25 protein-coding genes are annotated in these 25,938 nt (G+C 68.5%); 9 read left to right on the plus strand and 16 right to left on the minus strand.

The annotated features are described in order from the left end of the window. Positions 1-506: 506 nt before the first annotated feature. Together rpsN and rpmG are read right to left on the minus strand one after the other, a co-directional pair. A complete protein-coding gene (gene rpsN / locus ACIA12_RS18950) occupies positions 507-812 on the minus strand; it encodes a 30S ribosomal protein S14 (protein ID WP_396368312.1) in 306 nt (101 codons plus the stop codon). Positions 813-818: 6 nt separating this feature from the next. After that, positions 819-986, minus strand: a complete 168-nt coding sequence (gene rpmG / locus ACIA12_RS18955; RefSeq protein ID WP_396368313.1) for a 50S ribosomal protein L33 — start codon at positions 984-986, stop codon at positions 819-821. A 136-nt stretch (positions 987-1,122) separates the two neighbouring features. Between rpmG and ACIA12_RS18960 the strand changes: the two genes are divergently transcribed. The 3 genes from ACIA12_RS18960 (at position 1,123) to ACIA12_RS18970 (ending at position 4,103) form a co-directional block, all read left to right on the plus strand. After that, a complete protein-coding gene (locus ACIA12_RS18960) occupies positions 1,123-2,244 on the plus strand; it encodes a CobW family GTP-binding protein (RefSeq protein WP_396368314.1) in 1,122 nt (373 codons plus the stop codon). Further along, complete coding sequence (locus ACIA12_RS18965) at positions 2,241-2,486, plus strand: type B 50S ribosomal protein L31 (RefSeq protein ID WP_328330752.1); 246 nt, start codon at positions 2,241-2,243, stop codon at positions 2,484-2,486. Before ACIA12_RS18960 ends, ACIA12_RS18965 begins: the two co-directional genes overlap by 4 nt. A gap of 204 nt (positions 2,487-2,690) precedes the next feature. Further along, a complete protein-coding gene (locus tag ACIA12_RS18970; protein ID WP_396368315.1) occupies positions 2,691-4,103 on the plus strand; it encodes an aromatic amino acid lyase in 1,413 nt (470 codons plus the stop codon). A gap of 27 nt (positions 4,104-4,130) precedes the next feature. Here the strand turns inward: ACIA12_RS18970 and ACIA12_RS18975 are convergent, their stop codons facing one another. Beyond that, complete coding sequence (locus ACIA12_RS18975) at positions 4,131-4,973, minus strand: hypothetical protein (RefSeq protein ID WP_396368316.1); 843 nt, start codon at positions 4,971-4,973, stop codon at positions 4,131-4,133. Positions 4,974-5,034: 61 nt separating this feature from the next. On the opposite strand from ACIA12_RS18975, the gene ACIA12_RS18980 reads away from it, so the two are divergent. Further along, positions 5,035-5,931, plus strand: coding sequence for an alpha/beta fold hydrolase (locus ACIA12_RS18980; RefSeq protein ID WP_396368317.1), 897 nt, complete (start codon positions 5,035-5,037; stop codon positions 5,929-5,931). Here the strand turns inward: ACIA12_RS18980 and ACIA12_RS18985 are convergent. Genes ACIA12_RS18985 through kdpF form a run of 6 tightly spaced genes read right to left on the minus strand, consistent with a single transcriptional unit; the run spans position 5,913 to position 13,542 of the window. Then, entirely contained in the window at positions 5,913-6,590 is a 678-nt protein-coding gene (locus ACIA12_RS18985) for a response regulator (protein ID WP_396368318.1), read from the minus strand. The two genes, ACIA12_RS18980 and ACIA12_RS18985, sit on opposite strands and share 19 nt — an antisense overlap. Then, on the minus strand, positions 6,587-9,160 hold the full coding sequence (locus ACIA12_RS18990) for a DUF4118 domain-containing protein (protein ID WP_396368319.1): 2,574 nt from the start codon (positions 9,158-9,160) through the stop codon (positions 6,587-6,589). The genes ACIA12_RS18985 and ACIA12_RS18990 overlap by 4 nt, the downstream gene beginning before the upstream one ends. A gap of 16 nt (positions 9,161-9,176) precedes the next feature. Then, a complete protein-coding gene (kdpC, locus tag ACIA12_RS18995) occupies positions 9,177-9,764 on the minus strand; it encodes a potassium-transporting ATPase subunit KdpC (protein WP_396368320.1) in 588 nt (195 codons plus the stop codon). Positions 9,765-9,776: 12 nt separating this feature from the next. After that, the gene (gene kdpB / locus ACIA12_RS19000) at positions 9,777-11,780 is read right to left on the minus strand and encodes a potassium-transporting ATPase subunit KdpB (protein ID WP_396369375.1); all 2,004 of its coding nucleotides are present in this window, start codon (positions 11,778-11,780) and stop codon (positions 9,777-9,779) included. Positions 11,781-11,791: 11 nt separating this feature from the next. Continuing rightward, positions 11,792-13,453, minus strand: a complete 1,662-nt coding sequence (kdpA, locus tag ACIA12_RS19005; protein WP_396368321.1) for a potassium-transporting ATPase subunit KdpA — start codon at positions 13,451-13,453, stop codon at positions 11,792-11,794. Further along, positions 13,453-13,542, minus strand: a complete 90-nt coding sequence (gene kdpF / locus ACIA12_RS19010; RefSeq protein ID WP_137256202.1) for a K(+)-transporting ATPase subunit F — start codon at positions 13,540-13,542, stop codon at positions 13,453-13,455. Before kdpF ends, kdpA begins: the two co-directional genes overlap by 1 nt. 161 nt (positions 13,543-13,703) lie before the next feature. On the opposite strand from kdpF, the gene ACIA12_RS19015 reads away from it, so the two are divergent. After that, positions 13,704-14,342 (plus strand): hypothetical protein, encoded by a 639-nt coding sequence (locus ACIA12_RS19015; protein ID WP_396368322.1) that lies wholly within the window; start codon positions 13,704-13,706, stop codon positions 14,340-14,342. On the opposite strand, the gene ACIA12_RS19020 is transcribed toward ACIA12_RS19015, so the two are convergent. Next, positions 14,339-15,169, minus strand: a complete 831-nt coding sequence (locus tag ACIA12_RS19020; protein WP_396368323.1) for a PhzF family phenazine biosynthesis protein — start codon at positions 15,167-15,169, stop codon at positions 14,339-14,341. The genes ACIA12_RS19015 and ACIA12_RS19020 overlap by 4 nt on opposite strands. A gap of 72 nt (positions 15,170-15,241) precedes the next feature. Further along, positions 15,242-15,637 (minus strand): RidA family protein, encoded by a 396-nt coding sequence (locus tag ACIA12_RS19025; protein ID WP_396368324.1) that lies wholly within the window; start codon positions 15,635-15,637, stop codon positions 15,242-15,244. Between the two features lie 115 nt (positions 15,638-15,752). Here ACIA12_RS19025 and ACIA12_RS19030 point away from each other — a divergent pair, with 115 nt between their 5' ends. Beyond that, a complete protein-coding gene (locus tag ACIA12_RS19030) occupies positions 15,753-16,865 on the plus strand; it encodes a TIGR03118 family protein (protein ID WP_396368325.1) in 1,113 nt (370 codons plus the stop codon). A 46-nt stretch (positions 16,866-16,911) separates the two neighbouring features. Here ACIA12_RS19030 and ACIA12_RS19035 read toward each other — a convergent pair whose 3' ends face one another. After that, positions 16,912-17,793 (minus strand): GNAT family N-acetyltransferase, encoded by an 882-nt coding sequence (locus ACIA12_RS19035; protein WP_396368326.1) that lies wholly within the window; start codon positions 17,791-17,793, stop codon positions 16,912-16,914. Between the two features lie 13 nt (positions 17,794-17,806). Further along, the gene (locus ACIA12_RS19040) at positions 17,807-17,986 is read right to left on the minus strand and encodes a hypothetical protein (protein WP_396368327.1); all 180 of its coding nucleotides are present in this window, start codon (positions 17,984-17,986) and stop codon (positions 17,807-17,809) included. Positions 17,987-18,061: 75 nt separating this feature from the next. Here ACIA12_RS19040 and ACIA12_RS19045 point away from each other — a divergent pair, with 75 nt between their 5' ends. Beyond that, positions 18,062-18,910 carry a hypothetical protein gene (locus ACIA12_RS19045; protein WP_396368328.1) on the plus strand — a complete coding sequence of 283 codons (849 nt, stop codon included), beginning with the start codon at positions 18,062-18,064 and terminating at the stop codon, positions 18,908-18,910. A 277-nt stretch (positions 18,911-19,187) separates the two neighbouring features. Here the strand turns inward: ACIA12_RS19045 and ACIA12_RS19050 are convergent, their stop codons facing one another. Beyond that, a complete protein-coding gene (locus ACIA12_RS19050) occupies positions 19,188-20,006 on the minus strand; it encodes a class I SAM-dependent methyltransferase (RefSeq protein WP_396368329.1) in 819 nt (272 codons plus the stop codon). A 211-nt stretch (positions 20,007-20,217) separates the two neighbouring features. Here ACIA12_RS19050 and ACIA12_RS19055 point away from each other — a divergent pair, with 211 nt between their 5' ends. Further along, positions 20,218-21,915, plus strand: a complete 1,698-nt coding sequence (locus ACIA12_RS19055; protein WP_396368330.1) for a DUF222 domain-containing protein — start codon at positions 20,218-20,220, stop codon at positions 21,913-21,915. Between the two features lie 1,356 nt (positions 21,916-23,271). On the opposite strand, the gene ACIA12_RS19060 is transcribed toward ACIA12_RS19055, so the two are convergent. Further along, positions 23,272-23,835 carry a cysteine dioxygenase gene (locus ACIA12_RS19060; protein ID WP_396368331.1) on the minus strand — a complete coding sequence of 188 codons (564 nt, stop codon included), beginning with the start codon at positions 23,833-23,835 and terminating at the stop codon, positions 23,272-23,274. Further along, positions 23,832-24,746, minus strand: a complete 915-nt coding sequence (locus ACIA12_RS19065; protein ID WP_396368332.1) for an amidohydrolase family protein — start codon at positions 24,744-24,746, stop codon at positions 23,832-23,834. Before ACIA12_RS19065 ends, ACIA12_RS19060 begins: the two co-directional genes overlap by 4 nt. A gap of 149 nt (positions 24,747-24,895) precedes the next feature. On the opposite strand from ACIA12_RS19065, the gene ACIA12_RS19070 reads away from it, so the two are divergent. Next, the gene (locus ACIA12_RS19070; RefSeq protein ID WP_396368333.1) at positions 24,896-25,915 is read left to right on the plus strand and encodes a LacI family DNA-binding transcriptional regulator; all 1,020 of its coding nucleotides are present in this window, start codon (positions 24,896-24,898) and stop codon (positions 25,913-25,915) included. Positions 25,916-25,938 lie beyond the last annotated feature (23 nt).

Below are 25,938 nucleotides of genomic sequence, written 5' to 3' on the forward strand. Positions count from 1 at the left end.
AGCGTTCGTCCTGAGCCAGGATCAAACTCTCCGTTGAAATCTATATGTCAACCATCCGAAGACAGTGAACAGACAAAACGAAAAACGATCCATTGAATATCTCAGAAACAATCAAACTGACTTGAATCATCCGTTAATCAAAGGAATCCGCCACAACCCCGAAAAGAGTTGTGAACGGGGTAAATGCTAAATTTCGGCATTGACTTTCGGCACGCTGTTGAGTTCTCAAGAATCGGACGCACACCGCGCTTTTCTCTTTCGAGTTAAGCTCCGGGGCAACCCGCCAAACATTACTGTTTCGTCCTGGGCCAGTCAAATCGGCCCTTTTCGATCCAGTCACCCGGCAAGACTCAGCGGCTGAAGTCCGCACTAGGCGTGCTTCAGCTCCTGGGACCTTCTGGGAGTTCGAAGCGACCGGCCGCTTTCGCGTCCCGCACTCGCTCCGACAAAGAGAACAATACACGCCCCGGAGAGTGCTTTTGACCAGGGGTGCCAACCCCGGCCGTTCACCAGGGCGACTTGGTGATCCCGGGCAGCTCGCCGCGGTGCGCCATCGTCCGGAACCGGACCCGCGAGATGCCCGCCTTGCGCAGGAACCCGCGCGGCCGGCCGTCGGCCACGTCCCGGTTGCGTACCCGGATCGGGCTCGCGTCCCGCGGCAGCTTCTGCAGCCTGACCTGAGCGGCGCCGCGCTCCTCGAAGCCCGACGCCGGGTCCGCGATGATCCGCTTCAGCTCCGCGCGGCGCTCGGCGTACAGAGCGACCGTGCGCTTGCGCTGTTCGTTCTTCGCGATCTTGCTGGTCTTCGCCACCCGCTCCTACCGCTCTTCGCGGAAGTCGACGTGCTGGCGGACCTTCGAGTCGTACTTGCGGATCACGAGCCGGTCGGGGTCGTTCCGCCGGTTCTTCCGGGTGACGTAGGTCGTCCCGGTCCCCGCGGTGCTCCGCAGCTTGATGATCGGGCGGACGTCGTTGTGCTTGGCCATCGAACCCTTCCTTCCGGGCGCCTCCCGGCGCCGTTGACCTCTGTAGCGTTGAACACCCGCCACCGGGGCTGACATTCCCGTTGGCAGGAGTGTACGTTGTACTGGTTATCATTTTCAATAACCATCGAGGGGTGCCATGCCGAGCCAGCTGCCGATCACCCTCCTGACGGGCGTCGACGAGTCCGCGCGCGGTTCCGTCGCCACCGCCCTACTGTCCGTAGCCGGCCAGGCCGTCCTGGTCGAGTACGACGTGAGCGGCCTCGCGGGTGGATCCGTACTCCGGATCGCCCGTACCGCGGGAGGCGTCATCGACCGCGAGGTCATCCGGATGGGCCACCCCTGTGTGTCGTGCGCAATGCGCGGCTCACTCCTCCCTCTCCTGGTGAGCATCGCCGCCACCGAGAAGTACAGCGCGGCGATCGTCTCTGTCCCTGGCGCCGGCGACACCCAGGCGCTGGCCGAGGAGGTCGCCCGGGAAGCCGGCGACGAACTCCAGGTGGATGCGGTCCTGACGGTCCTCGACACGGCCACCTTCGCCAAGGACGTGAGTGGCGAGGACCTGATCCACGACCGGGGCATCCCGACGGCGGCTGAGGACGGCCGGGCGATCGCGGAGGTACTGGTCCGGCAGGTCGAGTACTCGAACGCGGTCATCCTGAGTGAGCCCGCCGACGTGGTCGAAGGTCTGGCCAACGCCCTGAACCCGCAGGCGCTGGTCCGGCCCGCGACAAGAGCCGCGGAGCTGTTCGGAGTACGGCTGCATGATCCGGACGCGGCGGAGGCTTGGGTCGAGCCCGGGTCGATCAGTGCTCCGCTGCAGACGGACGAGCGGGTGCAGACGCTGGTGTGGCAGTCGGACCGGCCGTTCCATCCGGAGCGGCTGTACGACGTACTGGAGGATCTGGTCGCCGGCTCGGTGCGCGGCAAGGGGACGGTCTGGCTCGCGTCGCAGCCGCACGCGCGACTCGGGTGGGACAGCTTCGGTACGAACATCGCTCTCGGCGTCCTCGGCCCGTGGCTCGCCGACCTCCCGGTGGAGCGCTGGTCTGAGGTCGGCCAGACCCATCAGGCCCGGTCGGCGCTCGAGTGGCACCCCGAGCACGGCGACCGCGCGTCGTACCTGTCGATCACCGGAATCGATCTGGACCGGCGGGAATTAGCCCGGGTCCTCGATGGTTGTGTCCTTCGTACGGATGAGTCGGCCGACCAGCTGACCGATCCGTTCGCCCCTTACCTGGAAGGAAGTAGCGCAGCATGAAGAAGGACATCCACCCCGATTACCGCCGGGTCGTCTTCCGGGACAAGTCCGGCAACTTCAGCTTCCTGACCGGCTCGACGCGCGAGAGCAACGAGACCATCGAGTGGCACGACGGGAACACCTACCCGGTCGTCGACGTCGAGATCTCGTCCGCCAGCCACCCGTTCTACACGGGCCAGCAGCGCGTGATGGACACCCAGGGCCGGGTGGAGAAGTTCAAGAAGCGCTACGGCAAGGCGTAACCCCCAAACCCCGAGCCCGCCGATCCCCGATCGGCGGGCTTTCGCTTGCCCTCCAGCACCACCTTGAGCACCGGGCAGCCGGTTACCAGCGGGTTCGACGACTGCTCCGTGCTCAAAGTGGGGTTGTCTCGGATTCGAGACGGAGGGGTGGCGTCGGTACTACGTGCGCTGGGTCACAGGACTCACACTGGGCGGGTGGAGCCGGTGGAGATTGTCGGGGCGGGGCTGTCGCCTCTTGATGTGGTCGCGCTCGGGCAGCGCCGGACGACCGTGCGGCTGGGGGACGACGCCCGCAAACGGATGGCCGCGTCTGCGGAGGCGGTCGCCGAGATCGCGTTGCATCAGCCGGTTTATGGGCGGACCACCGGGGTCGGGGCCAACCGGGATGTGCTCACGTCGGATCCGGAGCACGGGGCGCGGCTGCTGGCGTCGCACTCGACGACCGGGACTACGTCGTACCCGAAGGATGTGGTTCGGCTCGGGTTGCTGATCCGGGTCAATCAGCTGGCATCGGGCGGGTCGGGGCTGCAGCCCGAGGTCGCGGACGCGATCGTCGCGTTGCTCAACGACGATGAGCTGCCCGATCTCCACCGTGGTGGCGCGATCGGTACCGGAGATCTCGGTGCGCTGGCGGAGCTGGGGCTCGCGCTCGGGGACGTCATCGACGGGACCAGCGCACTCCCCCTGCTCTCCAGCAACGCGATCACCCTCGCCGAGTGCTGCTTGGCGTTTGTCGAGGCGGCGACGCTGATCAACGTCGTACCGCTCGTCGGTGGGCTCTCGCATGTCGCGCTGCGCGGCAATGCCGAGGTGTACGACGAACGCGTCCACGCAGCCCGGCCGCAACCCGGCCAAGTCCGGGTGGCCCGCCGGATGCGTGGGCTCCTCGACGAGTTGCCGATCCCGCCGGCCCGGGTGCAGGACCCGTTCGGCCTGCGCGCGTTCGCCCAGGTGCTCGGCCCGGCCGTCGACCATGTCGATGCCTTGGGCAACGCTCTCGCGATCGACATCAACGCCTCCGCGGAGAACCCGCTGGTGGCCGGCGACACCGTGCTCCACAACGGCAACTGGCATGCGATGCCGATCGCGCTGGCCCTCGACTCGCTCCGGCTCAGCCTCCACTCGGTCGCCACCCTCTCGACATCCCGGGTCGCGAACCTGGTCGATCCCGACTTCACCGGTCTGAGCCGCTTCCTCGCCAGCGGCGCGGAGGCGAGCTCGGGCGTGATGATGATCGAGTACGTCGCCCACGACGCGCTCGCCTCCGTCCGGTCGACCGCCCAGCCGGCCACGCTCGGTACGGCGACCCTCTCCCGGGGCGCCGAGCACCACGCGAGCTTCGCACCGCAGGCCGCGGTACTGACCGGATCGCTGCTGGATGCACTCCGGGATGTGCTGGCGTGCGAGCTGGTGACCGCCGTGCGGGCCGCACGGCTGGCTGGGATACACCCAGAGAAGCTGGCGCCCGCCGCGATCGGCCCTTGGCTGGCCGATGCGCTCGCCGCGCTCCCCGACGTACTGACCGACCGTTCCCTGCGCGACGACCTGGAGATCGCCCGAGGCCTCCTGACCCAGTGGGGCGACCGCCAGGTCGAACACCCAGCCGAGGCCGGCTAGCCGAGTCGAGCGCCCGGTCGAAGCCGGTCAGAGGCGGCCGTAGGCCCTCAGGGTGCGGAGGGCCTGGACGGTGACGATGCCTCGGTATTCGAGGGTCGCGGCGGCGCCCGGCGGCTCCCAGGTGATGGCCCAGCCGCCGTCGGGTTGCTGGTCGGCGATCAGTCGGTCGAGGTGGCTCTCGAGCTGAGCGTCGTCGAAGAGTTGCCGCCAGAAGCTGTCCGGGGTCGGTGCGAACTGCAGCGGCGTCACCCCGTACTCCGGATCGGCGGCGTCGGCGCGATAGTGCGAGAGCTTCGGCAGCCACTCCTTCACTGCAGCGACATCAGGCGCGTCAGTGTGCTCGAGGTACTCCAGCGACTCATGCATCGCGTGCGCATCGTCCGGGAACCCCTTGGCCAACGCGTCGGCACACCATGCAGCGGCCCGGTCCCGCCAGGGATGCTCGACACCCATCGTCTGCAGGCGCCCGACCAGCCCGGCAGTCGGGTTGAGGCCGGGGACGTACGTCCACTCGGACATGTGCTCGGCCCGCGGGTAGCCCTCGATCGCCGGGGAGGCCAGCGAGACGGTGCCCTCCGGCGTAGCGACCGACTGCAGCCAGTCGCAGGCCCGGCGTACCAGGTCGTCATCGTGAACGCCCGCGGCGATCAGGACGTCGAAGGCCGTCTCCACATCGAGCCCGGTGCTGTCCGGACACCGCTTGTCCGGCTCCAGACCGTGCCCGAACCCGCCGTCCGCGTTCTGATAGCCGCGCAGCGCGTCCACCACCCCGTCCGGATCGGCCCCTTCGAACACCGTCGCGAACAACCGCCGCTCCACCAACCGCGCATCCCGCCGGACGAACTCCCGGGCAGCCTTGAAAATCTCCATACCCCAACCTTGCCCCGTCGCCCCCTCCCCAGTCTTGAAGAAATCGGCCATGATCCCAGCCATGACCGACGACCTGTACTCCGATGTCCTCGACGAACAGTTGACCCGTCCCGATGGCCGCACAGTCGCCTGGACGCGAACCGGAACCGGTACGCCGGTACTGCGCCTGCCCGGCACCCCTGGGTCGCGCTGGAGCATCCGGGCCGACCGGACCCTGTGGAACGAGCGTGGTCTCCAGGTGATCACCACCGAGCGCCCGGGATTCGGCGACTCGACCCGGCTGCCGGGACGGAAGTACCGGGAGCACTCAGACGACTTGGCGGCGATCCTGGATCACCTCGGGCTGGACCGGGTCTACCTGACCGGAGGCAGCGGTGGCGGGCCGCATGTACTGGCGTTCGCCGCACACCATCCGGACCGGGTGATCGCGGCGACGATCGCGGTCGGGTTCCCCCAACTGAACGATGACGAGTACGACCAGATGATTCCGTTCAACACGAAAGCCTTCCGGGCAGCCCGGGACGGTGACGAGGCGACGCTCCGGGAGCACCTCGCCGGCGCCTACGAGGTGGTCAAGACCGCACCACTGGCCCCGCTGGACGCCGCGATGGCGACCGCGCCGGCGTCCGACCTCGAGGTGATGAGCGACCCGGTCTGGCGGGCCGGTCAGGAGCGCGCGACGGTCGCGGCGTTCGCGCAGGGGATGGACGGCTGGTACGACGAGATGCTGGCGATGGGCGGTGAGTGGACCGACATCGACCTGGCCGCGATCACCACCAGCCTGACCTGGTGGCACGGACCGACCGACCGCAACTGCCCTTACGCCGCAGCCGAGCGGCTGGTCAACAAGTTGCCAACGGCAACACTCAGGACGCTTGGCGCCGGCCACTTCGAACCGTACCTGCGCGAAGGAGACATCCTCGACGAACTGCTCAGCCGTCAGGGTTCGAAGCGGTAGCCCATGCCGGGTTCGGTGAGCAGGTGGACAGGGCGGGCGGGGTCGGCCTCGAGTTTGCGGCGAAGCTGGCCCATGTAAAAGCGCAGGTTGCCGCTCGCCGTCTCGTAGCCCGGCCCCCAGACCTCGGTGAGCAGTTGCCGCTGGGACATCAACTTGCCCGGGTGCCGGATCAGCACCTCCAGCAGGTGCCACTCGGTCGGTGTCAGGCGGACGTCCTCGCCGGACTCCAGTGTCACTCGCTTCGCCGACAGATCCACCTGGGCGCCACCGACGGTGACGACCGGCTGGTCCTGCGCGAGGTTGCTGCGCCGCAGTACCGCGCGCATCCGCGCCAGCAGCTCGTCGATACCGAATGGCTTGGTCACGTAGTCGTCCGCGCCCGCGTCAAGCGCCTCGACCTTGTCCGTACTGTCCGTCCGCCCGGACAGCACCAGGATCGGTGCCTCGGTCCAGCCGCGCAGCCCGCGGATCACGTCGACGCCGTCGAGGTCGGGCAGCCCCAGGTCGAGAATGACCAGGTCAGGCGGGTACTGCGCGGCCACCTTGAGCGCCGCCGTACCACTGCCCGCGACGTGCACCTCGTACCGCCGTGCCTTCAGGTTGATCTGCAATGCCCGCACGATCTGGGGTTCGTCATCGACCACCAGAACTCTGGTCATCCCCGCCCCTCCGACCGCTCACGGCTGCCCGGTACCGGCGCATCACTCGCCCCCAAGGTTGCCACTGGCAACGACACCACCATGGTCAGCCCACCGCCGGGCGTGTCCTCCAGCTGCAGCGAGCCGTGCATCGCCTCGGCCAGCCCGCGCGCCAGGGCAAGCCCGAGACCGACACCGGTGGTGTTGTCAGTGTCACCGAGCCGCTGGAACGGCGCGAACACCCGGTCCCGTGCCTCGCGCGGGATGCCCGGCCCCCGGTCGATCACGCGTACTTCGACCACATCACCGAGCGAACTCCCGGTCAGCAACGGCGGCCGGCCAGGCGGCGAGTAGCGGACCGCGTTGGCCAGCAGGTTGGCGATGACGCGCTCCAGCAGCGCCGGATCGGCGTCCACCAACGGCAACGTGTGCGGGATGTCCACGGTGATGTCGGCAGCCCGGTCACCCAATTCGGCCAGCGAGCCCGGCATGACCTCGTCGAGCGCCATCGGCCGGGTGAAGACGGGCAGTACCCCGGCCTGCAACCGGCTCAGGTCGAGCAAGTTGTCCACGAGCCGCGTCAGCCGGTCGAGCGACTCGTCGGCCGTCGCGAGCAACTCGTCCCGCTCCTCGTCGGTCCAGTCGACGTCCGAGCCGCGCAGGCTGGTGACGGACGCCTTGGCCGAAGCGAGTGGGGATCGCAGGTCGTGGCCGACCGCGCGGAGTAGCGCAGTACGGAGCTTGTCGGCCTCGGCGAGTGGTTTGGCCTCGGCGGCGGCTTCGCTCAAGCGGGCCTTGTCGACCAGGGCTGCAGCGTGGGCTGCGAAGGCTCCCACCAATCGGCGTTCGTCCGCGGCCAAGGAGCGGCCTTGCAGGACGAGTACGAGGTCGTCGCGACCGGGGATCTCCGCGTCGCCGTCCTCCGGGCGCCGGCAGGTCGGCGTACCGGCTGAGGCCAGTGGGCGCCAGGTCTCGGTCAGCTCGTCGGTGTCGATGCGTTCCATCAGGCAGGCGCTCGTCATCCCGAAGGCCTCGCGGACCCGCTCGAGCAACGCGGGCAGGGCGGTTTCGCCGCGGAGTACGGAGCCGGCGAGGGTCGCCAAGGTCTCGGACTCGGCTGCCGACCGCGCGGCCTGGCGGGTACGCCGGGCCGCCCGGTCGACCACCGACGAGACGAGCGCGGCGATGAGCACGAAGATGCCCAGGGCGAGCGCGTTGTTCGGCTCGGTGATCGTGAAGGACTGCTTCGGTGGGGTGAAGAACCAGTTCAGGACCAGCGTGCCCGCGACGGCGGTGAGCAGAGCGGGCCACAAACCGCCGACCAGGGCGACCACGACCACCGCGAACAGGAAGGCGAGCACATTGCTGGTCAGGTTGAGCGTGTCATCGCCAAGGCTGAACAGCACCGCGAACAGCGGCGGCAGCACGACCGCGAGCGTGAACCCATAGACCAGCCGCCGGCGCGACAGGCTCCCATGCACCCGGGGTAAGCGGCCGCGGCCCATCTCCGAGTGCGTGACGATGTGTACGTCGATATCGCCGGAGTCGCGGATCGCGCTGGAGCCGATGCCGGGGCCGGTGAGCAGCGCGGTCAGCCGGGAACGGCGGCTGCCGCCGAGCACGAGTTGGGTGGCGTTCTCGCCGCGGGCGAAGGACAGCAGCGCTTCCGGGATGTCCTCGCCGACGACCTGGTGGTACGTCCCACCGAGGCTCTCGACAAGGGCGCGTTGCTGGGCCAGTGCGGTCGGATTGGCGCCGGTCAGTCCGTCGGACCGGGTGATGTGGACTGCGAGCAGATCCCCGCCGGCGGAGCGGGCGGCGATGCGGGCGGCACGCCGGATCAGGGTCTCGCCTTCGGGTCCGCCGGTGAGCGCCACGACGACCCGCTCGCGCGCCTCCCAGGTGGAGTCGATGTCATGCTGCGAACGGTACTGCTGCAGGCCCGCGTCGACCCGGTCGGCGAGCCAGAGCAGCGCGAGTTCGCGCAGGGCGGACAGGTTGCCGACCCGGAAGTAGTTGCCCAGGGCAGCATCGATCTTGTCCGCCGCGTAGACGTTCCCGTGCGCCATCCGGCGGCGCAGCGCCTCCGGGGTCATGTCGACCAGCTCGATCTGATCGGCGGCCCGGACCACCCGGTCGGGCACGGTCTCCTGCTGCGGTACGCCGGTGATCTTCTCGACGACGTCGTTGATCGACTCCAGGTGCTGGATGTTGACGGCCGAGATCACGTCGATCCCGGCGGTCAGCAGCGCGTCGATGTCCTCCCAGCGCTTGGCGTTCCGGCTGCCCGGAACGTTGCTGTGGGCAAGCTCGTCGACGATTGCGACCTCCGGCCGGCGGGCCAGCACGGCGTCCAGGTCCAGCTCGGTGAAGCTGGCGCCGCGGTAGTCGATGATCTTGCGGGGCACCACCTCGAGGCCGTCGAGCATGGCGGCGGTGTGCTCGCGGCCGTGGGTCTCGACGTACCCGACCACGATGTCCGTACCGCGCTCCCGCCGGCGCTGCGCCTCGCCCAGCATCTTGTAGGTCTTGCCGACGCCGGGCGCGGCACCCAAGTAGATCCTCAGGTGCCCGCGACCGCTTCCGCTCATTTCTCCATCGTCTCAGTTATCCCAGCGCGACCAGGTCGGCATTCAGGGTGACCACGTTGACGTACGGTTCGCCGAGGAATCCCAGCGTCCGGCCTTTCGTGTTGTCCTTCACCAACTGTCGCACCTTGGCCACGTCGAGACCGCGCTCCCGCGCGACCCGGTTGATCTGCAACGCGGCGTACGCGGGGCTGATGGCCGGGTCGAGGCCGCTGCCGCTGGCAGTGAGTGCGTCCGGTGGTACCTGAGCTGGATCGACGTTCTCGAGCTTGGCGACCGCCGCCCGCCGCTCGTCGATCAGTTTGACCAGCTCCGCGTTGTTCGGCCCGTACTGCGAGGCTGCGCTGCCCGCGCCGTCGTACTTGACCGCCGACGGCCGGGTCTGGAACAGCGTCAGATCCTTCGAGTAGTCCTGACCGATCAGGTCGGAGGCGACGTCCTTGCCGTCGACCTGGATGACCGAGCCGTTGGCGTTGTCGTGGAACAGCGCCTGGGCGGCCCCGGTCATCGCGAGCGGATAGATCACCCCCAGGCCGAGGGTGAACACCGCGATCGCCCGCGTTGCGGCCCCGAACTGGCGAAACGTCGCGGGAAGTCTGCTGGACATTGTCTATCCCCTTCAGCCGATGCCCGGGATGAGCGAGATCAGCAGGTCGAGAAGTTTGATGCCGATGAACGGGCTGATCAGCCCGCCGACGCCGTAGATCAGCAGGTTGCGGCGCAACATCGCCGACGCCGAGGACGGCTTATACCGGACCCCGCGCAGCGCGAGCGGCACCAGCGCCACGATCACCAGCGCGTTGAAGACGATCGCCGACACGATCGCCGACTGCGGCGAGTGCAGCTGCATGAGGTTCAGCTTGTCCAGCCCCGGATAGGCCGCAGCGAACAGGGCCGGCAGGATCGCGAAGTACTTGGCCACGTCGTTGGCGATCGAGAACGTGGTCAGCGATCCACGGGTGATCAGCAACTGCTTGCCGATCTCGACGATCTCGATCAGCTTGGTCGGGTTGGAGTCGAGGTCGACCATGTTGCCGGCCTCCTTGGCGGCCGACGTGCCGCTGTTCATCGCGACGCCCACATCGGCCTGCGCCAGCGCCGGCGCGTCGTTGGTGCCGTCACCGGTCATCGCGACCAGCCGGCCACCCTCCTGCTCCTTCTTGATCAGCGCCATCTTGTCCTCGGGCGTCGCCTCGGCCAGGTAGTCGTCGACCCCGGCCTCCTCGGCGATCGCCTTCGCCGTCAGCGGGTTGTCACCGGTGATCATCACGGTCCGGATGCCCATCGCGCGCATCTGGTCGAAGCGCTCGCGCATCCCTTCCTTGACGACGTCCTTGAGGTGGATGACGCCGAGCGGGCGGGCCACATCTTCATTGCTGATGGCAACGACCAGCGGAGTTCCGCCGGAGGCGGAGATGCCGTCGACGATCTCGCCCAGCTCGGCCACCACGGTGCCACCCTGGTCGTGGATCCGGGCCGTGATCGCGCCGGCCGCGCCCTTGCGGACCTGCCGGCCGTCCACGTCCACGCCGCTCATCCGGGTCTGCGCGGTGAACTCGACGAAGGTCGCGTGCGGCAGCTCACCGGTGTGCCGTTCCCGCAGCTCGTACTTCGTTTTGGCGAGCACCACGATGGAGCGGCCCTCGGGCGTCTCGTCGGCCAGGCTGGACAGCTGGGCCGCGTCGGCCAACTCGGTCTCGCTGACCCCGGCCAGCGGGATGAACTCGGAGGCTTGCCGGTTGCCCAGCGTGATCGTGCCGGTCTTGTCGAGCAGCAGCGTGTTCACATCGCCGGCCGCCTCGACGGCCCGGCCGGACATCGCCAGCACGTTGCGCTGCACCAGCCGGTCCATCCCGGCGATACCGATCGCCGACAGCAGCGCGCCGATGGTGGTCGGGATCAGGCAGACCAGCAGGGCGACCAGGACGACGACACTCAGGTCGATCCCGGCGTACCGGGCGAAGGTCGGCAGCGTCGCGGTCGCGATCAGGAACACGATGGTCAGGCTCGCGAGCAGGATGTTCAGCGCGATCTCGTTCGGCGTCTTCTGCCGCGACGCGCCCTCGACCAGCGCGATCATCCGGTCGATGAAGCTCTCACCGGGCTTGGTGGTGATCTTCACGATGATCCGGTCCGACAGCACCTTGGTGCCGCCGGTGACCGCGCTCCGATCGCCGCCGGATTCCCGGATCACGGGAGCCGACTCGCCGGTGATGGCGGACTCGTCGACGCTGGCGACGCCTTCGATCACGTCTCCGTCGCCGGGGATGATCTGGCCGGCCTCGACGACCACGAGGTCACCCAGTTGCAGTTGGGCAGCCGGCACCTCCTGCTCGGTGAGGCGGTCCGCGGACAGCTTGCGGGCGGTCGTCTCGGTCTTCGCCCGGCGCAGGGTGGCGGCCTGGGCCTTGCCGCGCCCTTCGGCGACGGCCTCGGCCAGGTTGGCGAACACCGCGGTCAGCCACAGCCAGACCACGATCCACCAGACGAACACGCTGGGATCGGTGAAGGCGAGGATCGTGGCCGCGACCGCGCCCACCTCGACCACGAACATCACCGGGTTCTTCACCATCACTCGCGGATCGAGCTTGCGGAGCGCGTCCGGCAGCGAGGTGAGCAGCATCTTCGGGGTGGTCACAGTCCCTCCGCGAGGGGTCCGAGAGTCAGGGCAGGGAAGTAGGTGAGACCGGTGACGATCAGCACGACACCGATGAGCAGGACGACGAACAACGGCTTGTGGGTGGGCAGCGTGCCCTCGTTGACGGGGACCGGCTGCTGCTTGGCGAACGAGCCGGCCAGGGCCAGCACGATCACGATCGGCACGAACCGGCCGAACAGCATCACCAGCCCGAGAGCCGTGTTGTAGAAGGGGATGTCGGCACTGATCCCGCCGAACGCGCTGCCGTTGTTGTTACCGGCCGAGGTGAACGCGTAGAGCACTTCGGAGAACCCGTGCGGGCTGTCGGTGTTGAAGATCGACGCCCTCGCCGTCGCCAGACCCATGGCGAGCGAAGCGCCCACGAGGACCACGATCGGCGTGGCCAGGATGTACAGCGAGACGAGCTTCATCTCGCGTGCGGTGATCTTCTTCTTCAGGTACTCCGGGGTGCGGCCGACCATCAGCCCGGCCACGAAGACGGCCAGCACCGCGAGTACGAGCATGCCGTACAAACCGGTTCCGGTACCGCCCGGGCTGACCTCGCCGAGCATCATGTGGAACAGCGCCGTACCGCCGCCCAGCGGGGTGAACGAGTCGTGCGCGGAGTTGACCGCGCCGGTCGACGTACCGGTCGTCGAGCTGGCGAAGAGGGCCGAGGCCCATTCGCCGAAGCGGGTCTCCTTGCCCTCCATCGCGGCTCCGGCCGCTTGCGTCGCAGTACCGGCGCCCTGGTTCTCGAAGAAGGTCGCGGAGAAGGTGAAGGCGGCCCACAGCGTGCCCATCACGCCGAGGATCGCGTAGCCCTGCCGCTTGTCCTTGATCATCAGGCCGAAGGTGCGGGTCAGGCAGACCGGGATCACCAGCAGCAGGAAGATCTCGAACAGGTTGGACAAGCCGTTCGGGTTCTCGAACGGGTGGCCGGAGTTGGCGTTGTAGAAGCCACCGCCGTTGGTGCCGAGTTCCTTGATCACTTCCTGGCTGGCGACCGGGCCACCGGGCAGGTGCTGGGCCTGGCCGACCACCGAGGTGACCTCGTGACCGCCGGAGAAGTTCTGGACGACGCCCATCGCGACCAGCGCGAGAGTGCCGAGCACGGCGATCGGGAGCAGCACGCGGACGACCGTGCGGGTCAGGTCGACCCAGAAGTTGCCCAGCCGGTCCGTCTTCGACCGCGCGAAACCCCGGATCACGGCGATCGCTACGGTGATACCGACGGCGGCCGAGAGGAAGTTCTGCACCGCCAGGCCGGCGAACTGGACCAGGTGGCCCATCGTGACCTCGGGCGAGTAGGACTGCCAGTTCGTGTTCGATACGAAGGACGCGGCGGTGTTGAAGGCCAGTCCCGAGTCCACCTTGGGCAGCCCCAGCGAGAGCGGCAGGTGCGACTGCAGCCGCTGGAGGAGATACAGGAGAATCAGCCCGACCGCCGAGAACGCCAGCAGTGAGCGCGTGTAGACGACCCAGGTCTGGTCGGCCTTGGAGTCGACCCCCAGCAGTTTGTACGTTCCGCGCTCGATCCGGCCGTCCTTGTCGGACGTGTAGACCCGGGCCATGTACCCACCCAGCGGGCGGTACACGGCGGCCAGGAGCGCGACCAGCAAGCCGACCTGGAGCAGGCCGGCGGCAGCGTCGGACATCAGAACCTCTCGGGAAAGATCAGGGCGGCGATCAGGTAGAGGACCAGGGCCGCGGCCACGACGAGGCCGGCGATGTTCTCGGCGCTCACAGCTTCGCCATCTCAGTGCTCATGGCTCTACTGAACTGCGGTGATTGCGCCGTCAGCAGCGTTCTCGCAGGTCTCTCACACCCGGCGACCCAGCTCTCACGCGTCTCTCGCATACTTACGCCTGGTACGAGCAGCCCCCACCAGAGTTAGGGAAAACCGCAGTGACTGAAGTGGACAACCAGGAGTTCTCCGCCACCGGGGAGCAGTTCTTCTCCGAGGAGAGCCGCAAGGCACTGGCCGAGGCCAGTCGCCAGCTGGCCGAACGCCTGCAGGCCCACACCGAGGCCCTGCTGGCGATGACCGGTGACGAGGACCAGAACACGCTCTACGAGCAGAACGCCGCGCTGGAGGAGCTCGTCGAGGGCTGGAACGACGCCGTCTTCGAGCACACCGGGACCGCGCCGCTGCTGCTGGACGACGAGGTCGACGAGGACGCGGACGACGAAGAGGACGAAGAGCGCGACCAGGTGATCAGCGTCGTGTCGCGGTTCGACCTGCGGGTGGTCGACCTGGACGCGTTGCTCGAGGCCGGCAAGTCGGCGCAGGAGCGGCACCCGGCCGAGCTCGACGAGTCCGGCGAGCGGGAGCCGGTCGAGACGGCCGAGCAGGCCATCTACGAGATCAGCCGCGAGGTCGGCGAGGCGTGGTTCGAGCTGCCGGGGGTCGATCTCGTCGCGGGTGCGCGCGCGTACGTAGTACCGGAGTGGCCGTTCGAGCCGCTGGAGGCCGACGCCGAGGACGTTCTCACCGAGCTGGGCGCCCCCAACGGGACCATCACCCACGCGGAGACCTGGGCCTAGACCTTCAACTCGCCGTCGATCACGGTGACGGCATGGCCGGTGAGCTGCACTCGATCGCCGGCCAGCAGGACCTGAACGACCCCGCCTCGGGCGGAAGCCTGGTACCCGACCAGCCGCTCCCGCCCGAGGCGTTTCGCCCAGTACGGCGCCAGCCCGGTATGCGCGCTCCCCGTCACCGGGTCCTCGGGAATCCCGTGGCCCGGCGCAAAGAAGCGGGAGACGAAGTCATACAGCCCGCTCGGCTCGAGGTCCCCCTCCGCCGGTGCGGTGAGGATTGCGCCCCGGAAGGCGAACTTCTCGGTGAGCTTCGCCACGGCGATGAGATCCGGGGCCGCCGAGCGGACCGCTGCTGCGTCCGGCAGGACGACGAGCAGGTCACCCAGCGGTTCTGTGCGGTAGACCTCGACCGGCTCGATGCCCAGCGCCTCGCGCAGGCCTTCCGGCGCTTCGATCACGGCCGGCAGCGACACCGGGAAGTCGAGAGTGATCAGCTGGTCCTCGACCGACGCGACCAGTACTCCGCTCAAGCTGTTGAAGCGGACCCGGCCGTCCAGCAGGCCGTCGGACGCCATCACGTGCGTGGTGGCGAGAGTGGCATGACCACACATCTTCGCCTCGACCGTCGGGGTGAACCAGCGCAGCTCCCAGTCCGCATCCGGGTCGTCGGGGAGCGGGCGCGCGAAAGCCGTCTCGGACAGGTTCACCTCCGCGGCGATCTGCCGCATCCAGCTGTCCGCGGGCCAGGGACCAGCCTCGAGCAGACACACCCCGGCCGGATTCCCGGCGAACGGCTGGTCGGTGAACGCGTCGACGATTCTGATCCGCATGCTGTTGAGGCTAGGCGCGGGCGGCTCGGCGGATCCATAACCAATCGGCGGGGAGTGGACCGCAGTACGGGATCAGGAAGCGGCGACTGCTTCTATTTCGAGCAGCCACTCCTCGGCGTAGATGTCGCAGATGATGATCGTCAGGGCCGGGGCGTGGTTGCCGAGGATCTCTTCGCGGATCTTCGAGTTGAGGGCCCGGTACTGGCGGTCGGACAGGTACGTCGTCACCTTCACCAGGTTGGCGACGCCGAGGCCCGCCTCGGCCAGGACGGCGAGGATGTTGCGCCAGACCATCCGGCACTGGTCCTCGAAGGAGTCCGGGATCTTGCCCTGGCCGTCGCCCCACGGCACCTGGCCGCTGACGAAGACGAGCCGGCGGGCGCCGTCCACCTGGACGCCGTGCGTGTAGTTGCCCGTCGCGGCCGGCAGCAGCTTCGGGTTGAGCGGCTGGATCGAGAGGTCTGGCATGTGGTGTCCCCCGGAGTTTTCGGTTTCGCCATGTCTATCGTGCGAACCGCTGAACCGGCCAGACCTTTCGCTCGTATGGGTGGTGTTCGACTTCGCCAACCGACAGGAAAGTGTCATGTCGCTTCGCTTCAAGGGACGCCCACTCGCCACCGCCGCCGCACTCGTCGGCGGGCTGGCACTGGTCGTTCCCGCCACTGCCAGCGCGCACGAGTCCTACGGTCATGACTCGCGCCACGACCTTGCCCTGCACCAGGTCAACCTGGTGTCCGACGTACCGGGCCAGGCCGCGCTGCTCGATCCCGACCTGGTCAACCCGTGGGGCCTCGCCCTCGGCGCGACCTCACCGCTGTGGGTGTCCAACCAGGGCACCTCCACCTCGACCCTGTACTCCGCGGCGCCCGGCGCGACCGCCGCGACCAAGGTGGCGGCCGTGCGCGTCAACGTCCCGGCCCCGACCGGGCAGGTGGCCAACGCCGGTACCGGCTTCCAGCTGGCTCCTGGTGTGTCAGCCCGGTTCATCTTCTCCACCCTGACCGGGCAGATCGCCGCCTGGGGCCCGCCCGCGACGCCGCTGATCGGTGACGCCCAGATCAAGGCCACCACGCCGGGTGCTGTCTACACCGGCCTGGCCATCGCGACTGCGACGAAGGGCGATCAGCTGTACGCCGCCGACTTCGCGCAGGGCAAGATCGACGTCTTCGACAACGCCTTCGCCCCGGTCGCGCAGCCCGCGTGGGCCTTCAAGGACGCCTCGCTGCCGAAGGGTTACAGCCCCTACAACGTGCAGACGCTGAACGGCCGGATCTTCGTCGCGTACGTCAAGGTCGACCCGGTGACCCACCGCCCCGCCAGCGGTAAGGGCCTCGGCATCGTCGACGAGTACTCGGTGGACGGCCGGTTCGTCGACCGGATCGTCTCGCACGACTCGCTGAACGCGCCGTGGGGTCTCGCGATCGCGCCTGCTTCGTGGGGTAAGCAGGCGGGAGCGCTGCTGATCGGCAACTTCGGCGACGGCCGGATCAACGTCGTCGAGGCCAAGAACCACGGCCGTTTCCAGCACAAGGTCGCGAGTCAGGTGCGCGACGCCGCGACCGGCCGTCCGGTGGTCATCCCGGGTCTGTGGGCCCTGACCCCCGGTACGGCGACCACAGGTGGTACTGACGCGATCTGGTTCTCCGCCGGCATCGCAGGCGAGACGCACGGCCTGCTCGGTCTGCTCCGCAAGTAACACCTGCCGTGTGAACGGGAAAGGGCTGAGGATGCCAGGGGGATCCTCAGCCCTTTGCCAGTTGCTTTTCGAACCAGTGGTGGGCGTAGGGCTCGTCGTTGAAGGCCGGTACTTCGGTGTAGCCGGCGGCCTGGTAGAGCCCGATCGCCTCGGTGAGGTTGCGGTTCGTCTCCAGTCTCAGTGCTGGAGCGCCGTGTGCCGCTGCCTGCTTCTCGAGTTCAGTGAGGAGGCGACGGCCGAGTCCGAGGCCGCGGACCTCGGGTGAGACCCACATGCGCTTTGCCTCGGCCGGTTCGTCGCCGTGGAACTTGAGAGCGCCACAGCCGACCGGCTCGGAGTGCAGGGTCGCCACCAGGAGCAGACCGGCCGGCCGGGTGAGTTCGTCGGTGCTGGCCGAGAGGGTGCGGGCGTGGTCGAAGCCCGCATCGAAGCGAGCGCCTAGCTCATCGAAGTACGACTGAAGGCAGTACTTCGCGTCCGGGTGGCGCGGGTCGACGATGCCGACGGTGACCGTCGAGGCGATCAGCAGCCGCTCGACCTCAGCCATCGCGGTGATCAGCCGGGCGCGTTGCGATTCGCTCAGCGGGTCGAGGATCGATGCGGCGAGGTCGTCGGAGCGCTGGTCGAGGACCGTTCGCTCCTTCAGTCCCTGCGCGGTGAGGCGAGCGGTGCGGACCCGGCCGTCGTCGCCGTTCTGCTCGACCTCGACCAGCCCGTCGTTCTCCAGGATGCGGAGCAGGCGGCTCAGGTACCCGGAATCGAGATCGAGCCGGGACCGCAGCGAGCGCACGTCGCAGCCGTCCGGGCCGATCTCCCAGAGCACCCTGGCTTGTCCCAGCGGCCGGTCGCGCGCCATGTAGGTGTCGCTCAGCGCGCCGATCCGCTGGGTCACGGTGCGGTTGAATCTCCTGACGTCGGAAATACTCACTCTCTGACTATAGTCAGAGAAATATCAGATCGATCGGATCCCGCCGCTGGTACGGCCGCCATTCGGTCAGATACGGGTGGACGAGCCATCGGATCCACCCCGTCTCCTCCGTCCAGGTCCCCGGCGCCGGCACCCAGCCCTTCGGACCCGAATGCAGTACGCCACCCACCGCCTCCACCTGCTCCCGAGGCACCGACCCCTGCACCACAAAAAACATCCACCGCCGCCCCACCGGCGCCATCGCCGTAGGACACCCCGCCTTCACCCGATGATTCAGCACCGCCCCATACGCCGCCGGCAGTTCCATAACGTCAAACCACTCACTAACCAAGGCAATCCCCCACTCCCCATCACCACCCAACTCCACGCAGCTATCCCCACCGACACCCGCCTCCGCACCACCCTCATCGCCCGCCTGCTCCGCGCCACCGTCGACATCCGCGCCACCAGCCCCCGGGTTCACCTCGCCCGGCGGCCCCACCCACTCGACCACCCCAGCACCACCGACACCAAGCCCCGCACCACCACCGGTGCACGGCAGCGCACCACCACCAGTCCGCGACTCGGCACCGCCACCAGCACCCGCCCCCGCGCCACCACCGCCATCCGCGCCACCAGCCCCCGGGCCCACCTCGCCCGGCGGCCCCACCCACTCGACCACCCCAGCACCACCGACACCAAGCCCCGCACCACCACCGGCGCCCGGCACCGCACCACCACCCCCACCTGCCCGCAGCGCGCCGCCTCCACCACCAGCACCCGGCCTCGCGCCGCCACCCTCACCGGTCCCGGGCTCGGCACCGCCACCAGCATCCGGCGCCGCGTCACCGCCGACATCCGCGCCACCAGCCCTCGGGTTCACCTCACCCGGCGACCCCACCCACTCGACCACCCCAGCACCACCGACACCAAGCCCCGCACCACCACCGGTGCCCGGCACCGCGCCACCACCTTCACCAGTCCCCGGCTCGGCGCCGCCACCTCCACCTGTCCGCGGCTCGGCGCCACCTCCATCTGTCCGTGGTCCGGCGCCGGTGTGGCGGACATCCGGCTGGCCAAGTACCAGCCCTGGGCTGTTGCGGTGATTGCCCTCGCCGCCCACCGCAGCAGCGGGTAGGTCGGCGGCGGTCCAGTGGCGTAGTGCGCCTGCGGCCAGCTCCGCCTCGTCCAGGCGGCGCGTAGTGGCGGGCTTCCACCCGACGGTACGACCTGGTTCGGGCCAGACCTCGGCTGCGCGGTAGCCATCACGGACAACCTCACCGACGAGGTGAGGCTCCAGACAGGTTCCACCGCACGGGCAGACACCATGGCGCGGTACGGCGAGCGGCGCGACCGGCCAGCCGTTGGCGGCGTACCGGACCGCCTCCTCATGGATCTTGCGTCGGCGCCGTCGCTCAAGCACACTGACCGACCGCGAAGAGCAGCGAGCTGGCCGGTACCAGTTCGGGATGGCGGTCGGCGAGACGCGAGCACTCCAGCGCGGTCTCCATCGGCGGCGGCTGCTGGAGCAGCTCGGGCAGCTCGATCTCACCGAAGTACCGATCGATCGCGACCGTCAGCCACCCACCCGGGCCGGTCAGCCCATGGATCGTGACGGATGCCAGACCGGCGTTGACCAACTCGGTCCGCAGCTGGGTGGTCGTGTGGTAGACCGTCTCCGCCATCCGCTCGTTGTCCGGGCTGAACCCGGTCTCGAGAATGTCGGTCACCACCTGCTGCCTGGTGAGCAACGTGTTCGCGATCGTCGAGCCGATCAAATTGGCCGCCCGGTTGATCGCCACCACCGCGACGAACCCACCCGGCCGCACCACCCGGATCGCTTCCCGCAGCGCCAGCCGCCGATCCGACGCCTCGGTCAGGTGATAGATCGGCCCCGCCAGCAACGCCGCGTCGAACTGCTCGTTCTCCCACGGCAACCGCCGCGCATCCCCTTGTACCGCACTGATCCCGGCCGCCGTCGCCTGCCGGACGTGCCGCTCCACGGGGTCGAGCAACTCGACCGAGTACCCCAGTTGCTTCAACCAGCAGGCATGCGCCCCCGGTCCGCCGCCGATATCCGCCACCTCAGCCGGCGCCTCCGGCAAGTACTGCCTCAACAGATGCTGCGTCCGCGCCATCTCGAACCGCCCGCGCCAGGTACTCCGCAGCCGAACCTCCTCGTTACACCGCTCCGTGTAATGAACATCCACGCCAACCTGCGTCTCTGCCGTCATACCAACCACCCTGCAGACGATGACCGCTCCCCATCAGGCCATTCCCAGGGCAGACCAGGGGCACCTCGGGGCAGATCCCTGCCCCGCCCGTCGTCCACAGACCGGCGGTTGCTGTGGACAACTTGGCCGCTTCCTGCCACCCACGAATCCCTTGTCCACAAGGGCTTCTCGACTCTGAAAACTGTCGGCGGGTCGGTCTAGTGTTGTGTCCATGGAGATCCCGCAGCTGCGACCGACCTACCTCCAGAGTGACGACGAACTGGTCGTCACTCTGGACACGGTCGAGGCTGCCCGCAGGATTCTGGACACCTACTACCTCGACGTCGTCGACGATGTCGAATCCCGCGGCCTCGCTCGCGAACTCGGCGCCAAGAACACCATCGAACTCCTCGAACTCCGCCACCGCCGCGACCCCGCCGACACCCGCAACGACCTCACATTCCTCAAGAACCTCCCCAAATACGAGGCCGTCGTTGCTGCCCTCACCGTGGCTGACGACGACCCGACCGGTCTCACCGCGGACCACGCCAAAGTCATCGTCACCACCCTGGACAAAGCCCCCTCCACGGTCCCCGCCGAGACTCTCCGCGTCGCCGAAGAACAGATGATCCAAGCCGCCCGCTACCTCACCCCCAGCGGTCTGCGCGACTTCGGCCGCCAGGTCCTCGACCGCCTCGACACCGACGGCCCCGAACCCGCCGAAGACGACGCCTACCAGAAAGAATCACTACGGATCCGGCCCGCCGACCACGGCATCAAGTTCAGCGGCTACCTCGCCGGCGCCAACGCCGAACACTTCAAAACCGCCATCCACGACCTCGCCAAACCCCACCGCACCGCCGACGGCAACCTCGACCCCCGCTCCCACGAAAAACGCCAAGCCGACGCCCTGACCACCATCCTCGACATCGCCACCGGCGCCGACCCCACCACCGGCATCCCCGGAGTCCCACACCTCACCGTCACCATCGACTTCACCGACCTCAAAGCCCTCACCTCAGCAGCCGTCGGCGAACTCGTCTTCGGCGACAACCTGTCCGCCGCCGCAGTCCGGCTGCTGGCCTGCGACGCCGCCGTACTCCCCATCGTCCTCGGCACCGACTCGCAGCCATTGGACGTCGGCACGGAGTACCGGTTCGTCACCCGCCCCATCCGCCGCGCCCTCAACCGCCGCGACAAAGGCTGCGTCATCTGCAAAGCGCCACCCTCCCACTGCCACGCCCACCACCTCATCCACTGGGTCGACGGCGGCCCGACCGCGATCTCGAACCTCGTGTTGCTGTGCGGCGCCCACCACCGCGCCGTCCACGCCGGCCACTGGACAGTCACCATCACCAACGGCAAGGTCCACATCACCCGCCCCCACTGGACCATCCCCACCCCAACCCGCCTAACCATGCCCGCCCCGTCCCCCAACACCCCACGCCCCCCGAACGCCCCATCGGGCCCGACCACTCCGCCAAACCCCGGCACTCCGTCAAGCCCCGGCACCTCGCCAAACCGCGGCACTCCGTCAATCCCGAGCACTCCGACGGGCCACGCCACTCCACAGAGCACAAACGCCTCGGCGAGCGCAGCCACCCCACCAAGCCCGAACACCTCGGCCAACCCGGACACCCCCTTCTCGGCAAGCTCTCCGGAAGCCCCGAGCACCGCGAAGTCCCCGCCCTCCCCGGGCAGCTTGACGCTGGACGGCACCGCTGCGGCCTGGCTCGCACCCCTGACCGCCGCAGCAGCCTGGTCCCAGTCGGTCAGCGTCAACCCCCACAACGCCCAGCCCTACCGGCTACGCCCCACCACCGTCACCCCAACCAACCTCGCCGCGACAGGCCTGTCCTGGCTAACCCCCGAAGCCGTCACCGCCCTAAACCCCTGGGGCGAATCCGGCATCCCCTCCACCGGCCCATAACCCCCACGCACCACGGCCACCGGCCGACCAATAGCCCCACCCCCAGCGCCCAGCCAATAGCCGGACGCCTTTCCGCACGTCCACAACTTCCTTCGCTCACCACCCACCGCCTGCCACCCCCCGCGCACCCAGGGCAGATGCAGCCGAGCAGTCCAACCATCAACATCCACTCAGCCGGCCAGCAACTTCAGAAACCCATCGCTCCTGCACCTCCGCCTCAGTCGATACCCCACCGCCCACGCACCTCGCCCTCAACCGGTGCTCCACCAACGCCTGCCACCTCGACGTCAACCGGTACACCCCCACCCCCGCACTCGACGCCGACCCACCCCCGCCGACCGCTGTCTCTCGACATCAGCCCGCACCCCACCAACCCCCAGCACCTCGACCGCTACACCGGCACCCCAGCACCCCAGCACCTCGACCGGTACCCGACCGCCCGCACCTCGACATCAACCGGCACTCCGCCGCCCCACACCTCGACATCAACCGGCACTCCGCCGCCCGCACCTCGACGTCAATCGGTACTCCGCCGCCCGGCAACTCGACGTAGACCCGCGCCCTCCGACTGCTGTATCTCGACGTCAGCCCGTCCCTAGAAGGCCGACGCCAACCGGTATCTCGCAGGCCCAAGAGGACCTCGGCGCTCTCGGCGTCGCCCGCCACGGACACTTCGGTGGTGCTGGGCGGCGTGCCTCCGGTTGGGATCGTCCATGGCCGGGCCGGACCCACAGCCATCGCCGACTTCAACTCCTTGAGGCGACTGCCATCCCTTCTGCGGGTCGTCCCCTCTGCCGGCCCGCCCTCCTGCCGGTCCTTACCCCTCGCCGGTCCGTGGCCCAAAACGCGATGCCACCACCGACCACACCGCCCAGCGCCGGGCGCCGCCGCGAGGGCATCGTGCTGCCGCACGTCCGCCAGCGCCGGCCGTCGTCACCCGCGGCCCGCCGGCACGTACGCCAGCACACATGGAGCCGAGCAGGTCAAACCCAGAACGTCCCGTACGTCCCCGCGCCGCGCCGCGCCGCGCCGACGATTTTCGCCATCCGGCTGGCTGTTGATGAATGAGCGCCTACTCGAAACCAACGGGTGGTTCCAACTGAGCTGTGCCATGGGCACGATCCATATCTTGTTCTAGTACTTCGTTTTTGCGTTGCGCCTCAGCCGTTGGACTTGCTGTATCCGGCTCGTGCGGTGGTTCCGGCATCGATCTGCCAGCACGACAGACGCTCCCTCACCACGTCGTGGTGAAGGAGCGTCTGTTCGAAGCCGCCCGGAGGCTGAAGACTGCGCGAGCCACCGGAACTATCTGTGTCTTGTACTTCGTCTTTGTGCTTTGGTGTTCTCTTGAGGCGGTCAGTCGAGGGGGCGGAGTTCGTCTGCGTAGGAGACGGAGACTCGGCGGAGGACGCCTTCTTTTACTGAGTATTGGCCCATTCGCCACAGCGGCGGGCTGTAGGCGTGGACGGTGACGCTGCCGGGGGCGGAGCCGACGACGCGGTGGATGTGTTCGGGGCCGAAGCCGTAGACGTCGCCGGCTTCGATGGTGGTTTCGATGGGTTCGGTGCCGATAGCGAGGTTGTGTTCGACCAGTTCGCCGCGGGCGACTGCGACGGCGCCGGAGGAGACGTCGTGGTCGTGCCAGCCGGTGTCGTTCACCGGGGTCCAGCAGATCAGCCAGACGTCGACGTTGGCGTCCCGGTGCAGGGAGGCGAAGACGCGTTCGTCGTCGCTGTAGGCGACCTTGTCCTCCCACAGGTGCGGCTGGGCGGCGAGGCCGCCGGCCAGTTCGGCCAACTCGTCGGGGGTGAGGTCACGTCCCGGGAGGTTGTCCAGCGACAGACAGTCGTTGAGCTCCACGAGCCGGCTGGCCTGGCGCGCGGGTACGACGGGTGCGTCGGAAACGGGCTGAGCAGTCACTGCACTCCCCTCTCAGGAGGTGGCACCGGTCCGAACAGGAGCCGGTGCGGGTTGTTGTGTTGGATCACCGCGGTCGCGGCGTCTCCCTGTCGCAACTCGGTCACGTCGGCGTACGGCCGATCGGTGCCGTGTACGACCTGGTCGATGCCGAGGACCCGGGCGACAGCGTCGATGCCCTGCGGGCCGTAGCTCGAGGTATCGACGTACAGGTTGGTGTCGATGGTGCCGAGACGGCCGCCGCGGGCAGCGAGCCGTTCGTGGTGCACGGGCGCCAGGCCGGCCGCAGCGACGAAGCAGAGCCGCAGCTTCGGGTACGTCGTACGCCCGCCAAATGCATGCCACGCCCACCAAGCGGCCTGGAGCTGGGTCGTGTAGTCGACCACCGGCGACCACCACCCGGGCAGCTCTTCACCTGGCGGCAAAGGTGTCCCGGGATGAACGAGGATCGGCTTGTTCAGCCGCTCGGCCAGCGCCAGCAGCGGGCCGACAGCGGCCCAGCCGGCCGGCGTACCGATCACTTGGGCCGGCAACTGAAGACCCAGAAAACCCTTATCCAGAAGGCTTTCCAGCCCAGCCAGGTCAGGCTCCGACAGGTTGACCGCAGCCCAGGCCTTGAAGGGCGCAGGCAACGACGCGGCGCCGGTGTGCCAAGCGTCCAGCAGCAAGGAATCGCCGAGGTGCTCGACCCCGAGCGGCGAAGACAGCGAGACCCCGACCAGCGAGGTGCCGGCATCGAGCTCGCCGGCGACCCGCTTGTCCACGGCATGCGCCGCCGGATCCACCTCGTACGGCGCTTCGCCGGGCGTGTGCAGCGTCCAGCCGTCCAGGTACGGCGCCGAAGTACGCGCCCGGAGCCGGTCGATGAACTCAGCCGGCCAGAGGTGCTGGTGCACGTCGATCACGTCACCCACGAGCCCCACACCTCCTCCGCCATACCGATTTTGAAGCGCTTCAAGACACCTGTAGTGAAGCGCTTCAAAGCACCACCTGTCAAGCGCCGTTCCAGCAAAGTCCATCCCTGGACAGGTTTTTGTCCCCACCGTGCCCTAGGGTCGATGGCATGTCCGCAACAGGCCGCAGGCCGACCCTCAAGGACATCGCAGCGGACACCGGTCTCTCGATGGCCGCCGTGTCGTACGCCCTGCGAGGTCTGCAAGGAACGCCGGAGACGCAAGCGCGGGTGCAGGAAGCCGCCGAGCGTCTCGGCTACCAGGCCGACCCTGTGGCCCGCGCGCTCGCCTCCGGCCGCAGCGGCTCGATCGGCGTGCTGTGCGCCTCGCTCGAGGACCTCTGGCAGCAACGGCTGGCCGCCGCGCTCGGCCGCGAGCTGCTCGCCCCAGACCGCAACGCGTGGATCATCGACTCGGCCGGTGACGCCGACCGGCAGCTCCAGCTCGCCCAGCACCTGGTCGACCATCGCGCCGACGCGATCGTGGTGATCCCGATCGATCCGGGCGCCAAGGGCTGGGCCAAGATCGCCCAGCAGGCGCCGGTGATCGCGATCGGCGACGCGCTGCCGGCCGCGAAGGCGAAGTCCGAGGTGCTGTTCGACAACGAGACCGGAGTCAGTACCGCGCTGCGCAGGCTGGCCGACGCCGGTCACCGCGACGTCGTCGTACTGAGCCCGTCCCGCCGTTTCGAGGTGGAGCGGCCGGCCGAGGAGATCGCGCAGCGGATCGCGTTCGGACTGAAGGTCAAGGTGCGGATCGTGCCCTGTCCGCACGACTTGGCCGGCGCAACCGACGTCGCCCGCGAAGTACTGACCGGCGACCGCCGCCCGACCGGCATCCTGGCGCTCGCCGACTCGATGGCCTTCGGCGTGTACGCCGCCTGCAAGGAGCTCGGCATCTGCGTCCCCGACGACCTGTCCCTGCTTGGGTACGACGACCAGCCGATGTCCCAGCTGCTCAGTCCGCCGCTGTCCACCTTCCACTGGCCGCTCGACGACCTGGTCGCCGACGTCGTGAGCCGCGTCACGTCGGCCGTCGACACCAACCGCCGCGTCCGCCGCACGACCGTCGAGCCGACCTTGATCGAGCGTGGCTCGGTCGCCGCCCCGCCCGCTGCACAGCCGAACTGAGCTAGGGCGGGACGACAACGCTG

This window comes from Kribbella sp. NPDC051620 (genome assembly GCF_044453825.1).
GTDB lineage: Bacteria > Actinomycetota > Actinomycetes > Propionibacteriales > Kribbellaceae > Kribbella.

Bases quoted from the DNA above. Each gene is read 5' to 3' on its own strand.
- ACIA12_RS19055 (WP_396368330.1), top strand. From the start codon at position 20,218: ATGGAGATCCCGCAGCTGCGACCGACCTACCTCCAGAGTGACGACGAA.
- kdpA (WP_396368321.1), bottom strand. From the start codon at position 13,453: ATGTCCGACGCTGCCGCCGGCCTGCTCCAGGTCGGCTTGCTGGTCGCG.
- ACIA12_RS18985 (WP_396368318.1), bottom strand. From the start codon at position 6,590: ATGACCAGAGTTCTGGTGGTCGATGACGAACCCCAGATCGTGCGGGCA.
- ACIA12_RS19025 (WP_396368324.1), bottom strand. From the start codon at position 15,637: ATGCCAGACCTCTCGATCCAGCCGCTCAACCCGAAGCTGCTGCCGGCC.
- ACIA12_RS18990 (WP_396368319.1), bottom strand. From the start codon at position 9,160: ATGAGCGGAAGCGGTCGCGGGCACCTGAGGATCTACTTGGGTGCCGCG.
- ACIA12_RS18965 (WP_328330752.1), top strand. From the start codon at position 2,241: ATGAAGAAGGACATCCACCCCGATTACCGCCGGGTCGTCTTCCGGGAC.
- kdpB (WP_396369375.1), bottom strand. From the start codon at position 11,780: ATGCTGCTCACCTCGCTGCCGGACGCGCTCCGCAAGCTCGATCCGCGA.
- ACIA12_RS19045 (WP_396368328.1), top strand. From the start codon at position 18,062: ATGATTCAGCACCGCCCCATACGCCGCCGGCAGTTCCATAACGTCAAA.
- ACIA12_RS19050 (WP_396368329.1), bottom strand. From the start codon at position 20,006: ATGACGGCAGAGACGCAGGTTGGCGTGGATGTTCATTACACGGAGCGG.
- rpmG (WP_396368313.1), bottom strand. From the start codon at position 986: ATGGCCAAGCACAACGACGTCCGCCCGATCATCAAGCTGCGGAGCACC.
- ACIA12_RS19030 (WP_396368325.1), top strand. From the start codon at position 15,753: ATGTCGCTTCGCTTCAAGGGACGCCCACTCGCCACCGCCGCCGCACTC.
- ACIA12_RS19020 (WP_396368323.1), bottom strand. From the start codon at position 15,169: ATGCGGATCAGAATCGTCGACGCGTTCACCGACCAGCCGTTCGCCGGG.
- ACIA12_RS18960 (WP_396368314.1), top strand. From the start codon at position 1,123: ATGCCGAGCCAGCTGCCGATCACCCTCCTGACGGGCGTCGACGAGTCC.
- ACIA12_RS18980 (WP_396368317.1), top strand. From the start codon at position 5,035: ATGACCGACGACCTGTACTCCGATGTCCTCGACGAACAGTTGACCCGT.
- kdpC (WP_396368320.1), bottom strand. From the start codon at position 9,764: ATGTCCAGCAGACTTCCCGCGACGTTTCGCCAGTTCGGGGCCGCAACG.
- ACIA12_RS18975 (WP_396368316.1), bottom strand. From the start codon at position 4,973: ATGGAGATTTTCAAGGCTGCCCGGGAGTTCGTCCGGCGGGATGCGCGG.
- ACIA12_RS19070 (WP_396368333.1), top strand. From the start codon at position 24,896: ATGTCCGCAACAGGCCGCAGGCCGACCCTCAAGGACATCGCAGCGGAC.